Genomic DNA, 13,159 nt, shown 5'->3' on the forward strand with positions numbered 1-13,159 from the left:
CTCGGCGGGAAAAGGCCTTGCCGTTCAGGCCGCCCTTAAAGATTTGGGGGGGGGTTACGCCTTGCAAATACGCCAAGCCGATCCAATACGCAGCAACCGCGGTGATTTCAATATTAAAGGCAAAAAGCCGGCTGCGGTAAAATCCTTTTCCGAAAAGGGAATATATAAGAAAGTTCTTTCTTCCAAAAATAAAATACGCAAACTTTATAATTACGCGGATTTGCCCCTTGCCGATGAAGTACAAAAGCTTATGGATAAACGGGAGGGGGCCGGCCTGCCGATACGCATAAGCGTTTATGAAGATTCCTCCGCGCAGGGTGCAAAAGGCCTTGCCGTAGTATCCTTTACCCTTACCGAAAAATATATCGTAGAGCTAAAAGACGTTACGGAAGTATCTTCCGACGTTTACGGCATTAAGCCGGATTATTCCTATATTTACAAATAACTTTTAGTTTTATCAATACAGATAGAAAACCCCGGGCTTAAACCCGGGGCATTTTAAAAAATAGGGCTTTTTGCTGCGGCTTCGCCCGCCGAAATTATTTGTTGTAGCCGGAAATAAAACTTCTAAACTCCACCGTATTGTTGATGTTTTTGAACAGCCATGCTTTTTTGCCGTTTTCGTAGAGGGAGTCGAAATCTTTAAAATTATGCTTTAAAGCTTGGTCCAAATATTTGTACATATTGCGCTTGTCTTTCTTTACCGTCCAATAATATCCGGCCATATTGATGTGCGTCGTGGGAAGGTAAGAAGAAAGCTTTAAGGAAGCGTCAAAATCGTTTTTGGCTTTTTTGTAATCTTTAAGCTTCATATAAGCATAACCGCGGTTGTTGTACGGTATGGCCCATTTCGGATTTAAGGCTATGGCATAGGAATAATCGTCGGCCGCGGCGCGCCAGTCGTCCATTTCCTCATAGATAAGCCCGCGGCGGTTATAATAAGTGTATTCTGGCTTAAGCGCGATAAGGTTTGTGTAATCCTGCGCGGCTTGGGCGTAGTCGTCTATTTCTTTAAAAGCGGAAGCTCTTAAAAGCCATGCGGTATCAAAATAAGGATCGCGGTTTAAAACTTTGCTGAAGTAGGAAATAGCCTCGTCGTACATTTCATTGTTGAAATGTATGCGCCCTATATAAAACAAAGCTTCCGCGTCGTCGGGGTTCTGTTCCAGCAAACCGTTAAAAACTTCCCTCGCTTTGGCGTATCTGTACAGAAAGAAGTTCGCTTTGCCCTCCATAAGTTCTATGTCGTGGCGGCGGGGCTTTCTGTTTTTTATTTTGCCCAGGTCTTTCAGGACGGGGGCGTATTTTTCCAAAGACATATAACACGCCGCGCGGTTATAATAAAAATCGTCGTAATTGTTTTTAAGTTTTATCGCTTCGGAAAAATCCCTTATGGCGGAAGCGCAGTCCCCGCGTTCTTTATAAGCCAAAGCGCGGGCGTAATACTTAAAAGGATCTTTGGGGGAGAGCGTTATTATTTTGTTGTAATCGGCCAAAGCTTTTTTAAAGAATCCTTTTTCTTTATAAGCATCGGCACGGTTATGATACGCGCTTATGAACTTTGGCGATTTATCTATCGCTTTTGAGAATAATTTTATTTTTTCGTTGGCGTCTTCCGCTTTTAAGCCCTGCTCGTAATACTGCCTTGCGGTATACGCGTAAAGCGTACCGCAAAGCGTAAAGCAGAGGGTAAAAAGGCAGATAATCTTCTTCATCTTAACAAAAGTATTATAAGAGCCTGGCTGCCGAGCATCAGCGCGCCGAACATAAGGCCTGCGGCTATGGCCAGCTTTGCAAAGAAAGTAAGATTAAGTATTATCGCCGCGACTAAAGTCGCGCGCGCCGACATAACCGTAAAAAAGTCCGCTTTGTTTTTGATTTTGGAAAGGCTCTTTATCAGTATTTTCCTGCAGAGGAACAATATCCCGCCCAAAACGGCCAAAGCCGTAATGCCGGCGGCGGTTCTTGCGGCGTACTTGCGGATATTTTTAGCCAAATCGTCAAAAGTCTGTTTTACCACTTGCGCCGCTTGGTTGCGGGAAAGCGTATCGGCGACATTATCTATTTTGCTTTCTATTGAATTTTTAATGCGGTTGATACTATCCCTTATAAGAGAGCCGAACGCTTCGGAAAAGGCCTTGACGGTATACAAAAGGCCCATAGCCATTCCGTAAAAAAGGCCGAAAAATCCGTAAAAAACAAACAGTATAAAAGCGGAAGTTAAAAGATACCAAAAAGGGTAATCCCGCCCCGTGAAACAAAGGGAAAATACATAGTAAGCCCCTATGGTAAAAACCAACAGGCTTAAAAAAGTCCACGGCAGTATGGTTTTTACGCCTTTTGATATCAAAGAGGTAAAAGTCTTTACCAGTTTTTCCGCCAGGCTTTGCTTATGCTGCCTAGGATTAAAGCGTTTGATTGGAGCGTGTTTCGCTTTTTGCAAAGGATAATCCTGCCTGTGTCCGTTCTTTTTAGGCTGTACGTGAGGCCTGCTTTTGCGTTTGTCGGAAGGTCTTTCAACCGGTTCCAAAATATGCGTTTTAATTTCCGCGGGTTTATTTTGTTTTTCCGTCATAATATCCCTCTTTTGCTCAGTCATGGTTATGACAGCATCCGCAGCAGGGGCCGCAGGTGTGTTCTTTTTTTGATAAAGAGGGAACTTCGTCCGAAATTTTTACCACTTTACCCGTTTTTTTGTCAAAAACATATCTGCCCGTATTATTATTTTTCATATAAATATTTTACAAAATATAAAGGGCTCTTACTTAAGCGGAGCTGAGACTATACTCTTGCCTGTCAGCGGATCAAGCGGCTGATTTGCGGAGAAAATGTCATTATCCAATATTTGCATGGCGGCGCCTTCTTTTTGGGAAGCTATCGGCACGATGTCTCTGTCCCCGTTAAAGAACATAATCCAGTCGTCGGCCATGTCTTTGTAAAGATTCCAAAAGTTGTTGCGGCTTTTTACATATCTTTGTGTAAGGTCGCCGTAAGGTACACCGTGGCCTCCTTCCAAAACTCTGTTTTGGGCTCTGGCGATGGAAGTGCCTGGGTCTTTGACGAAAACATAAAGAATCATCACTTTATAGTCGTTTTCTTTTGCTTTTTTTATATAAGATGTTACGGATCTGCCTGATAATGTGCTTTCATAAATGAAAGACTTCCCGTTGCGGAGCATTTCGTCCATTTGGGTTAGCAGAATTTTTCCCGCGTCCAAATCGCTTATATTATTTTCCGCGGCGATAATATCTTGGTTCAGGAAAGGGATATTTTGGTCGGCAAAAAGCGCGTTAAAAAGCCTTGTTTTTCCGCTGGCGTTCGGGCCGCCTAAAATATAGAGAACTTTCTGTTTATCCGGCGGGGTGCGCCCGAGTATGGCGTTAAGGTCCATCCCTTCGGAGGGTTTAAAGTATGTTTGAAGGTTTTGCAGTACGGCGTTTATTTGCGGCAAGTAAGGATCGCTGACGTTAAAGCCGTAGGAGTGATTCCTTATTCCGTTCCAGTCGCCGTGTTCAAGGTATTCAAAATGTAAGTGCGGGTTGCCGGGGGAAAGTTCATGTTTGCCCAAACGTATTCTGGCGGTATAGTCGCTGTTGTATATGTGAACTTCCTTCGTGCCGTCTTCGGTAAGGAATTCCACGTAATGCGCGGGGTGTTCTTCGCTTATGCCGATTTTAGCTTTTGCCCAAGATGTGATATTTTCAAGAACGGCCTCAGGAAGATATCCTTTTTTCCTGGATGCGACATAATTTCTGTAATCAAGAGGAATATTGTTTTTATGTATCCACTCGACGATTTCCTGCCCCGCGTCAAATTGAAACTCTACCGAAAGCCCCAATCTTTCCGTATTAAAAGAGTTTATGTCTAAACTTCTGTCCCAAACGCTGCCTTGGTCGATTATGCAGCCTTTTATGCTCTTTTTAGCTATGCCCTTTTCCAGCAGGGATTGCATTTCGTAATGCAAAGACGTGATTTTTGAAGATACTTTCAACGCTTGCGATGGGGTTGCGGTGGAAAGGACGTCGTTTAAAGAGTTGATTAAATTCCTTGAGGAAAATAAACTCTTTACCACGCGTTTGGAAAATTCAATTTCGCCCAAACGCTCAACGCTTTGTTCAACCGCGGCCTCGGTAAATCCTTCCGCGGCGGGGAATTCCTGCACGTGGAAAAACGCCCTCGGGAAGTTCGACTCCGCGGGGAAAGGAAATACAAAAGCGCGGTGATAAGCTTCAAAATAATTGAGGGAATTATTATATTTGGCAAATAATTCCGGCAGTTTCTTTTCCGCTTTTTTGCTTTTTGAATTTGCTATTTTCCTTAAAAGCTCCCCGTTGGAAAGGGATTTTAACATCCTGTCAAAGACCGTCGGAGTAAGCTGCGGGGCGATTTCTTCAAGGTGGGCCATGTCTTTATTGTAGCGTTCCAAAGTTATGCCGCTTTCGGGGTGGCGCGCTTGTATAAGTTCAATCATTTGAGGCACGGTCATTTGCTGGCCGCTGACGTCAAATGAGATTTTTCTGCTTGCTTCAATCTGGTGTTTGAACAGCGGCGTTACCTGCCCGTCATAGGTGCCGTAAACGTTTGATAAAAGCGGATAGTCGTAGTTTTCTATTTTTAATGCGGAAAGGTTCAGATCAAAAAATTTAGTTTCCGCCGCGCCGTGGAAAGGATGTAACATTATGACGCTGCCGGCCAATACGGCTATTTTCGGCTTTAAGGAAAACCTATCCGGGTTTAATTTTAAATTAAAAAACGGTTTTATTATTCCGGGCGTGCCGGGATTGGGCAAAGTTAAAGATTCCGGCGTAAACGGATTTTTCGGCGTCAGCGACAGAGTTGAATTGGCCGGGGCTGCGGGAACAGGTGTTTGGTTTATTGCGGTGGAAGCGTTATTCGGCCCCGTATAAAAGCGCCAGTTCGCCCGGCTGGACCGGTTAAAAGGATTGAATCTATGAAACCAATAACTGAACTTGCCGTAAGTGTAGGCAAAGCCTCTTTCAAAAATATTCAGGTGCGGATAATAATTGGCGGCCGCTTGGCTTGTGTTTCTCATAGTGCCGCGGAATATGTCCAGCGAGGTTAAAAATCCTTTTTCCTCTTGGGTTAAAGGCGCCAGGCCGGTAGTTTCTCCGTCCATGTAAGCATAATATTTTTTAAAGAAACCGCGTGCGCCTTCTTTCCTTAATTCCAAGCCTACGTTAACGCGGGCTTGCTCCATATTGTATTGCGCCTGCAAATAATCGGCTTTGGCGATATCTTTGGCTTTGCCGCTTTCCTGGGCCGTGGTTTTTGCTTGAGCGACGCTCTTTTCCATATCGGCCAGTTTTTTTGCGTTCTTGGCGTTCTCCAATTTATAAATCGTGCGAATGTCTACAGGCTTATTGAAAAACATTTTTACTTTTGTGCCCATGCGCATTAAGCTTCTTTTTGCGGAAATATATTTTGACATCTGCCCGTAATTCGCGCGTATATAAGCTATACGCCGGCCCGCATTTTGTATTCTGGAGGCTCTTATTGCCGTATAAGTGCTTTTGCTTAAGCTTATCGCGCCTTTGCCGAGTTTCGCCAAGCCGATAAAGCCGTATACTATTAAATAAATATCGCCGGCACGGGCCGCCCTTTGAAGATAGCCGAAGCTTTTTTGATGAGAACTTTTAGCCTGACGGCGGTCTTTTGTCGTTACGGCGTGTTTGTTTAATTTGCCGGCGATTTTGGGGTGCTTTGAAAGAAGCTGAAAATCTATATCATATTCATAGGTGGCGGTTATGTCGCCGAAGTCCATATTTGCAAGCGCGGCGGCTTTCGCTTCGGCCGTTTGTGCGGCGGCGGAAGATTTTTTTGCGGTAAGCGCGCCTTTTAAGAACGGTTTTATAACTTTGTTAATATCCGGGTTGAAGGCATATTTGTTTAAAAGGTTCTTGGATTGATCGGATCCGTTTTCCGCAAGTAAAGCCGCTATATCGGTAAAAGTGTTGGCGTATACGTAGTTTGTATTATATTGAGTTCGTACCGAAGCCGGGCCTAAGTATTTGTCCCCGTTGAACAAATTGACGTAATGAACCAAAGTCAGCCAATCTCCCCAGGAGCCTCCGTCTTGTTCCATCTTTGTGTAGCGGTTTAAGATTCTGTCTAAAGCGGTATAGTGTCCGTTTGCCAAAAGCGCGGCAAAGCCGGAGCCGAGCACCTGGCTGAAAGCGGCTCCGTCCTGACTGCGGTAAATCAAGTTTTCCACGGCTTTCGGGTAGCGCGCTTGCGCGGACGCAGGGGGGGGGAGTTGCGCGGGAATGCTGATGCTTCTTATGATATTGACCAGCAAAGTCGCGGCGACTTTCTTTTGTTTCTCTCCGCTTAAAAGGCCGAAGTCAAAAACGTCAAATTGCTGCTTTTCCAGGCGGGTTACGTGATAATTGTACATCGCCGTGGTTTCATTCGTGGTTATGGGCTTTTTGCCGTTTAAAGTAATGCCCATCAAAATCGCGGCGAAGTTGAAAGAAAGATTTTCCGCGCCTATAGCCTGTACGCCCGCGCGGGCAACTTGATAGGCCGCTTCCTCCACTTTGGCTTTATTTTGCTTGCGCCAAGCTATTTCCGCCTGAGCGTCTTTTACGTAATCCTGATAAGCTTTCTTTGCCGGGAAAGCCGCTTCCAAATCCGCGCAGGCTTTATCAAGAGGCGTTTTAAAAGGAGGTACGGACGTATAACCGTTTTTGCGGACATGTTCCTGTGCGTATGCGCGCAGCTGTTTTAAATATTCTTTTTGGAAAGTTTTATAAGGCATGGCGGCGGGTTCGGCCAAGATTTCCCCGAGGCCCTGCTTTACTTTTTCTTCCAAGGCTTGTACTTGTTTTTGCCCGGCGGCCTCTACGTACATGGGCCACAAATTGCCTTTTTTGCTTTTGCCGGTATTTTTTAAGGAAGCGAGCTTTGCTTTTTCTTGGGACGTATTTATCTTTTTTATAGCGGCGTTCTTTTTTGCGTTCAGCGCGCTTTCGTAAGGGTTGCCCTCTTCCCCTTTGAGGAAGGCTTCGTCTATTTTATTTGCTGCGTCGAGAACTTCCGCCGAAGACATTAAAGACATGGAACCGCCGGCGGAAACCGCCGGGATATTCGCCTGAATTAAAAGAACGGCGGAAAGAATAATTGAAATAAATTTTTTAGCGTACGGAGTATTGATTTTGCGCATAAACAAAGCCGCCTTAGAATAAAAACATATTTAATTTAATAATGGCATATATTTGCGTCGGATAACAAGGGCCAATGGGCCTAAGAAATTTTACCCTAAAGGCCTATTTTGAAAATATGTCTTTCGCCGCTGCCGCCGCGCTCGCCCAAGCCCAGGCCAAGTTATATCCGCCGAGTTTGCCGCTTACGTCAAGGCATTCGCCCGTAAAATAAAGGCCTTGCGTCTTTTTAGACTCCATGGTTTTAGAAGAAATTTCCTCTACGGAAATCCCTCCGGCGGTAATTTCCGCTTTTTGGTATCCGGTAAGTTTTTGCGCCGTAAAACTGAAAGAATTGAAAAGCAACGCCAAAAGCTGTATTTCTTTTTTGTTTAAATCGGCTGATTTTTTGTCAAATCCGTTTAAAAGAGCTTTTACGAGCCTTGCCGGCAGGAGTTCCTCCAAAATTGAGGAAATATTTTTGGCTCCGTTTTTATTTTCCCTTATAAATGCGGCGATATCGGTTTTAGGAGCTAAGTTTATTTTTATTTCTTTTCCCTTAATCCCGTATAGGGAAAGCTGAAAGAGAGCCGGCCCGCTGAGGCCGTCATGGGTAAAAAGCAGGCCGCCGCCGAATTTGTTTTTACCACAGGACAGCTCCGCTTCCAATGATATGCCTGCCGTATCGGCAAAACGTTCCTTAAGCGGGCCGGTAAAAACAATTCCGCAAAGCGCGGGATAAGGCGGAATTATTGCGTGGCCGAAGCTTTCCGCCAAAGCGTAAGCAGCCGCACTCGCCCCCAAAGCGGGATAACTTGGCCCGCCTAACGCGCAAACAAGATTTGCGGCTTTAAAAACGGCTCCTCCGGCGGAAACTTCAAATATGTTTTCTTTTTTTAAAGCTTTTTCAAATTTGCAGGCAAGGCGCATTTCCGCTGTTGAGGGCAGGGCGGCAAGCAAAGCGTCCAACACGGCTTTGGAAGAGGACGCAAACAATTTGCCGTCGGGCCTTTGCGTAAAATTTACTTTATGCTCCTTAAGAAAAATTTTGAAATCTTCCAATCGGTGCGAGCTTAAAGCGGAAATGCAAAAGCGCGGGTTTCGGCTTTGATAGTCTTTATAGCTTAAATCGGCGTTGTAAAAATTGCAAAGCCCGCCGCCGCTGGCCAAAAGTTTAAGGCCGGGTTTCGTATTGCCTTCCAAAATGAGAACTTTTTTGTTTTTCAGGCGTGAAGCGCAGAAAAGGCCGCTTGCTCCGGCGCCCAATATAATCACGTCGTACATATTAAATATAGTATAGAAAAGATTTTTCCTTTTTTAGCATTTATCTTAAATTGCTTTCTGTTTTTTGCGTCAGGTATAGCCTGCCCTGCGTTTATTTTAACTCGGTCTAAATTCTGTGTTCACGGCCGGCAGACTTTCATATTTGGCCGGATTTGTGTTTTTTACTCGCTCGGATACCTCGCTCGCTCCGCTCGCATAGCGGCAAGATGCCTGTTTTTCTGCGACTTTCGCTTTTATTATCCCGCCGCATAATTGTATAATATAAATAATTAAACATTTAAGGAGCTGAATATGCCTAAATTGGATGCGGATAAAATGGCCGCGATAAGAAAAGTCATCAAAAGCAAAGGCCTTGAGGCTTTTATTTTGACGGATTATAACGATATAAAGTATATCATGGGGCCGGTCTTCCAGCCTGAAGAAGCCGTTATGATTATCCACCCAAAAGGCGTATACGTTACGGCAAGGGCTTTGTATGAGGCCCCCGTTGCGGCGGACTTCCCGGAAATAAAAATCGAAGGATGCGATAAAGACCGCGACGTTAAAACCGTCGCCGCGGTAAAAAAGCTTAAACTTAAAAAAGTCGGCTTTGACGCAAAAAAAGAAAGCTATCATTCCGGCAAAATCTACGTTGAAGCGGGCTTTGTTCCGCAGGAAGATTTTATGAGCCCCATACGCTGCGCAAAGACTGAAGACGAACTTAAAAAAATGAAAGCGGCTGCAAAAATAGCTTATAAAACTTATGAACATATGGCCGCTTGGATTGAGCCCGGCGTTACCGAAAAACAAGCCGCCGAGGAATTGGATTCTTTTATGAAGAAAAACGGCGCGGAAGGCTGTTCTTTTGATACAATAATCGCGTTCGGCCCCAATACCGGCAATCCGCATTACTGCACGGGCGGGGTAAAGCTTAAAAAGAATATGCCGGTATTAATGGATTTCGGCTGCGTTTACAAAGGTTATTGTTCAGATATAACCAGGACTTTTTGGTTCGGCGACAAACCTTCCGCGGAATTTTTGGAGATTTACAATATAGTTAAATCCGCCCACGACGAAGTTGTTGAAAAAGCCGTTTTCGGCCAAAGCGGCGCGGAAATTGACGCTATTTCCAGAAGCTATATCGAAGCCGCCGGTTACGGCAAGTATTTTACGCACCGCACCGGGCACGGAATAGGTATGCAAGTACACGAAGAAGCCTGTATCAGCCAAGATAATGATAATCCCATTTTGGAAAATTACTGCTTCAGCGTAGAGCCGGGCATTTATCTGACGGGCAAATTCGGCGTCAGGTATGAAGACTGCTTTTATATGACTAAAAAAGGAATCAAGCAAATAAAATGAAGTGTACCGACGAAAAAATAAAGAATTTACAAGCCTTTTTAAAGAGGTCGGGTTTTGACGGCTGCGCCGTTACCGACTTGGACGGGGTAAATTTCTTTTCGGATTTTGCTTTCGCCGGGCAGGGCGACGCTTATTTGCTTATAACTTTGAAAAAGGCTTATTGTTTTACAAAGCAAATGTACGCGGCCGATCTTAAAAAGAAAACGCCTTACCTTTCTTTGGTTGACAGTCTTTCTTTTGAGGATATTGTAAAAAAAGCTAAAACTTTAAAACTTAAAAATTGCGTTTTCGCCCCGGAAGCCACAGGCTATATTCCGGGCGTTTTGTTCTGTAAAAACGGTTTTAAAGAGGCGGAGAGGTTTATATCCGCGGTAAAAGAATTAAAAACCGCGTCGGAACTGGCCCGCATTAAAAAAGCATGCGCCATATCGGCGAAAGCTTATGAGCTTTTCCGCAAAAAACTTAAAGCCGGCATGACGGAACTTGAAGCCGCCGCTTTGCTTGAAAACATCATGAAAACGCTCGGAGGGGAAGGCTTGGCCTTTTCCACGATAATGGCTTTCGGCCCCAACGGCGCAAATCCGCACCATATAAATTCCTCAAGGAAACTTAAAGCCGAAGAACCCGTTTTAATGGATTACGGCTGTAAATATCAGGGGTATTGTTCTGATATAACAAGAACTTTTTGGTTCGGCAAAAAGCCCTCTGCGGAGTTTGCAAAAGCTTTTGACGCGGTAAAGGCGGCGCATGATTTGGGCGTTAAGCTTGTAAAAGCAGGCGTAAAAGCTTCGTCCGTGCATAACGCTGTTTGTGATTTTTTTGACGCCAACGGCAAATTGGCGAAGTATTTTATACACGGGTTGGGCCACAGCCTGGGTACCGCGATACATGAAAGGCCTTACCTGAACCCGCGCAGCGCGGAGGTTTTGAAAACCGGCAATATAGTAACCGTTGAGCCGGGCGTTTATTTTGAAGGGAAATTCGGCATCAGGTATGAAAATACCGTGCTTGTTACGGAAAAATCCGCAAAAATTTTAACTAAGTAAAAGGAGCATTTATGATAGGAACACCAGACTTTAAAGAAGGTTTGATATTTGAAAACGAAAACGGCGAACTCGTCGAAATTATCGAATATCAGCACCACCGCAAATCCCAGGCCAGGGCCGTGGTTCGCGTTAAACTCAGAAATTTAAATACCGGCTCTGTGATAGAAACGGCTTACAGGCCCGAAGATAAATTTAAGGAAGTCGATATAGAAAAACGCCCCCATAATTATCTTTACACTGAAGGGGACATGATTTATTTTATGGACGCGGAAACTTACGAGCAAATCGCCGTTCCGGCCGATAAAATGGGCCATCAGAGGCATTATCTTACGGATAATATGTCCGCCACCGGCTTGTTTATCAACGGGCAGCTTTTCACCATGGAACTGCCGATAAAGGGTGATATGCGCGTGGCTTCCACCGTGCCGGGCGTGAAAGGCGATACCGTTTCCAACCTGACTAAGCCGGCCACTCTGGAATCCGGGCTGGAAATTAAAGTGCCGCTTTTTATAAACGAAGGCGATAAAATCCGCATTGACACCAGGACGGACACCTACGTTGAAAGGGTGAACGACTAAAATGTTTTTTCCTTGGCGCGCCGCGGCGGCGTTTATGTTTGCCTGTTCCGCGGCGTGCGCCTTGGAAATTTCAAGTTTTAAAGTTGACGAAAACGGCGACGCCGAAATCGGTTTTTGCAGTAAATTTAAGGTAGAAAACGTATCAATGGCCGCTGGGCGGCAGGGCTGGGAAGTTGAGATGCCTTTAGATCTGGGCGGATATAAAAATTTATTTTTTACTTCGTCCGGTTTGGAAGTTGAAGTAAAAAAATGTTTCCGGGGGAATTGTATGACAAAACAGACGGACTGCTCACCCGAGTGGAAAATTATATTTTCCAAGAAAATATCGGAGAATTCCGCAATAATCAAAATCAGTTTTGATTCTCAGCTTACGGCGGTTTTCTTCCTGAACAAGTATCAGCGTTCAGGCGTTGAAACTTATAGGTTAAGCGCGCCCGCGGATTTAAAATTCACGGATAAAGCTTACCGCAAGAACTTAAGAGATTTTGTCGTAAAGAAAGCCAAAGATATTTTATGAAATGCGTTAATGTATCAAACGGCAATAAAGTGATTGCCGATAAACTTGTAATGAAGGACAGCTTCTTCGGCCGGCTTGTAGGCCTGCTGAGCCGCAAAGATCTTAAAGACGGGGAGGGAATAATCCTTAATCCCTGCACGCAGATACATACTTTCTTTATGAGGTTTGATATAGACGTTGTTTTTATATCCAAGGATTTTAAAGTCGTGGCCGTCAGGGAGAATATGCCGCCTTGGCGCATGAGCCCGCTTTACCTAAACGCCCGCTATACGCTGGAAGTTAAAGGCGGTTATCTTAAAGGCGGCGTTAAACCGGGGCAGCAGCTTGCTCTGGAAAATTAATTTGGGAGATTTGACGATGAGGAAACTTCTTTTTGCGGCGTTGTTTGCCGCTTTATCGGCGGCGCCGGTTTGTGCGTCGGATTATAAATTTGATAATTTTGCCGCGAATGTGTCGGCCGAAAATTTGGAAGCTTTTACCAAAGATATGGGCGGGCTTTTGGGGTCCGGCACGTACAGCACCGGCAGAATATTGGGCTGGGGCGGATTTTTGCTTTCTGCGCGCGGGGCGGTAATGCCTAAACCCAGCGACGAAAATACGGCCCTCGGCAAAGACAGCGAAGTTATGTATATGCCTTGGATACAGGGCGAAATCGGCCTTCCTTTCCGTATAGACGGCTTTATCCGCGCCACTTCCTGGGACGGCCTTACAGTAGCCGGCGGCGGGCTTAAATGGGGTATAACAAGGCCGGTTGACAGCCTTTACAGCTTCCAAACTATGATAACGGTTATGGCTCAGTCGGGCGTACACAGGGATTTTTCGATTACTCATTATAACGCAAATTTGGTTATTTCCTTTAAAATGCCGGTGGTTACGCCTTATATCGGCGGCGGCGTAGATTATACCAAGCTTACCGTTGAAGGCGCCGATGACTCTTCTTTAATCGGCAAGAGGGAATATACCACCACCCCAAGAGCCAGCGCGGGCCTTAACTTTAAATTGCCGTCTTATATGGATTTGAGCTTGGCGGCGAACTATGCCAATTATGGTTTTGGCGGGGAAGCTTCTTTGGGCGTTAGGTTTTAGGCGGTGGTCGGGCCGTATAGTTTTTACTCGGTCTATCTTACGTCCTCATTGCTAGCACTTTGCCGCTTTTATTTGCTCGTGTTAAGTTCTGCTCTCACGGCTGGCAGTTTTCCATATTTGGGTAAATTGAGGTCCTTTCCTCGCGTG

General features: G+C 45.1%; 12 protein-coding genes. 7 read left to right on the forward strand and 5 right to left on the reverse strand.

The genetic code is table 11. The annotated features are described in order from the left end of the window. A partial coding sequence (locus ACQY26_RS01970; protein ID WP_428047400.1) for a hypothetical protein occupies positions 1 to 445 on the forward strand: 445 nt, incomplete at its 5' end. Between the two features lie 94 nt (positions 446 to 539). Here ACQY26_RS01970 and ACQY26_RS01975 read toward each other — a convergent pair. From ACQY26_RS01975 to ACQY26_RS01995, 5 genes are all read right to left on the reverse strand, one after another. After that, positions 540 to 1,715 (reverse strand): tetratricopeptide repeat protein, encoded by a 1,176-nt coding sequence (locus ACQY26_RS01975; protein WP_428047401.1) that lies wholly within the window; start codon positions 1,713 to 1,715, stop codon positions 540 to 542. Beyond that, positions 1,712 to 2,575 carry a hypothetical protein gene (locus ACQY26_RS01980; protein WP_428047402.1) on the reverse strand — a complete coding sequence of 288 codons (864 nt, stop codon included), beginning with the start codon at positions 2,573 to 2,575 and terminating at the stop codon, positions 1,712 to 1,714. The genes ACQY26_RS01975 and ACQY26_RS01980 overlap by 4 nt, the downstream gene beginning before the upstream one ends. A gap of 16 nt (positions 2,576 to 2,591) precedes the next feature. Then, entirely contained in the window at positions 2,592 to 2,732 is a 141-nt protein-coding gene (locus ACQY26_RS01985) for a hypothetical protein (RefSeq protein ID WP_428047403.1), read from the reverse strand. Positions 2,733 to 2,761: 29 nt separating this feature from the next. Further along, positions 2,762 to 7,183 (reverse strand): zeta toxin family protein, encoded by a 4,422-nt coding sequence (locus ACQY26_RS01990; RefSeq protein WP_428047404.1) that lies wholly within the window; start codon positions 7,181 to 7,183, stop codon positions 2,762 to 2,764. Between the two features lie 103 nt (positions 7,184 to 7,286). Continuing rightward, on the reverse strand, positions 7,287 to 8,444 hold the full coding sequence (locus ACQY26_RS01995) for an aminoacetone oxidase family FAD-binding enzyme (RefSeq protein ID WP_428047405.1): 1,158 nt from the start codon (positions 8,442 to 8,444) through the stop codon (positions 7,287 to 7,289). Between the two features lie 291 nt (positions 8,445 to 8,735). Between ACQY26_RS01995 and ACQY26_RS02000 the strand changes: the two genes are divergently transcribed. From ACQY26_RS02000 to ACQY26_RS02025, 6 genes are read left to right on the forward strand one after another with little or no spacing between them, the layout of a single operon-like run. Beyond that, positions 8,736 to 9,785, forward strand: a complete 1,050-nt coding sequence (locus ACQY26_RS02000; RefSeq protein ID WP_428047406.1) for a M24 family metallopeptidase — start codon at positions 8,736 to 8,738, stop codon at positions 9,783 to 9,785. Further along, positions 9,782 to 10,831, forward strand: coding sequence for a M24 family metallopeptidase (locus ACQY26_RS02005; protein ID WP_428047407.1), 1,050 nt, complete (start codon positions 9,782 to 9,784; stop codon positions 10,829 to 10,831). The genes ACQY26_RS02000 and ACQY26_RS02005 overlap by 4 nt, the downstream gene beginning before the upstream one ends. Positions 10,832 to 10,842: 11 nt before the next feature. Next, positions 10,843 to 11,409: an elongation factor P gene (efp, locus tag ACQY26_RS02010; RefSeq protein WP_428047408.1), complete on the forward strand. Its 567-nt coding sequence runs from the start codon at positions 10,843 to 10,845 to the stop codon at positions 11,407 to 11,409. A gap of 1 nt (position 11,410) precedes the next feature. Then, positions 11,411 to 11,926 (forward strand): hypothetical protein, encoded by a 516-nt coding sequence (locus ACQY26_RS02015; RefSeq protein WP_428047409.1) that lies wholly within the window; start codon positions 11,411 to 11,413, stop codon positions 11,924 to 11,926. After that, positions 11,923 to 12,267: a DUF192 domain-containing protein gene (locus tag ACQY26_RS02020; protein ID WP_428047410.1), complete on the forward strand. Its 345-nt coding sequence runs from the start codon at positions 11,923 to 11,925 to the stop codon at positions 12,265 to 12,267. Before ACQY26_RS02015 ends, ACQY26_RS02020 begins: the two co-directional genes overlap by 4 nt. A 16-nt stretch (positions 12,268 to 12,283) precedes the next feature. Beyond that, the gene (locus tag ACQY26_RS02025; protein WP_428047411.1) at positions 12,284 to 13,012 is read left to right on the forward strand and encodes a hypothetical protein; all 729 of its coding nucleotides are present in this window, start codon (positions 12,284 to 12,286) and stop codon (positions 13,010 to 13,012) included. The last annotated feature ends 147 nt before the right edge of the window (positions 13,013 to 13,159 follow it).

The sequence above is a fragment of the Candidatus Proelusimicrobium excrementi genome (genome assembly GCF_937881865.1).
In the GTDB taxonomy this organism is placed as follows: Bacteria; Elusimicrobiota; Elusimicrobia; order Elusimicrobiales; family Elusimicrobiaceae; genus Proelusimicrobium; species Proelusimicrobium excrementi.

What these genes read in the sequence shown, in the direction of transcription:
- ACQY26_RS01980 (WP_428047402.1), bottom strand. Translation starts at nt 2,575, where the DNA reads ATGACGGAAAAACAAAATAAACCCGCGGAAATTAAAACGCATATTTTG.
- ACQY26_RS01990 (WP_428047404.1), bottom strand. Translation starts at nt 7,183, where the DNA reads ATGCGCAAAATCAATACTCCGTACGCTAAAAAATTTATTTCAATTATT.
- ACQY26_RS01995 (WP_428047405.1), bottom strand. Translation starts at nt 8,444, where the DNA reads ATGTACGACGTGATTATATTGGGCGCCGGAGCAAGCGGCCTTTTCTGC.
- ACQY26_RS02005 (WP_428047407.1), top strand. Translation starts at nt 9,782, where the DNA reads ATGAAGTGTACCGACGAAAAAATAAAGAATTTACAAGCCTTTTTAAAG.
- ACQY26_RS01975 (WP_428047401.1), bottom strand. Translation starts at nt 1,715, where the DNA reads ATGAAGAAGATTATCTGCCTTTTTACCCTCTGCTTTACGCTTTGCGGT.
- ACQY26_RS01985 (WP_428047403.1), bottom strand. Translation starts at nt 2,732, where the DNA reads ATGAAAAATAATAATACGGGCAGATATGTTTTTGACAAAAAAACGGGT.
- efp (WP_428047408.1), top strand. Translation starts at nt 10,843, where the DNA reads ATGATAGGAACACCAGACTTTAAAGAAGGTTTGATATTTGAAAACGAA.
- ACQY26_RS02000 (WP_428047406.1), top strand. Translation starts at nt 8,736, where the DNA reads ATGCCTAAATTGGATGCGGATAAAATGGCCGCGATAAGAAAAGTCATC.
- ACQY26_RS02025 (WP_428047411.1), top strand. Translation starts at nt 12,284, where the DNA reads ATGAGGAAACTTCTTTTTGCGGCGTTGTTTGCCGCTTTATCGGCGGCG.
- ACQY26_RS02015 (WP_428047409.1), top strand. Translation starts at nt 11,411, where the DNA reads ATGTTTTTTCCTTGGCGCGCCGCGGCGGCGTTTATGTTTGCCTGTTCC.
- ACQY26_RS02020 (WP_428047410.1), top strand. Translation starts at nt 11,923, where the DNA reads ATGAAATGCGTTAATGTATCAAACGGCAATAAAGTGATTGCCGATAAA.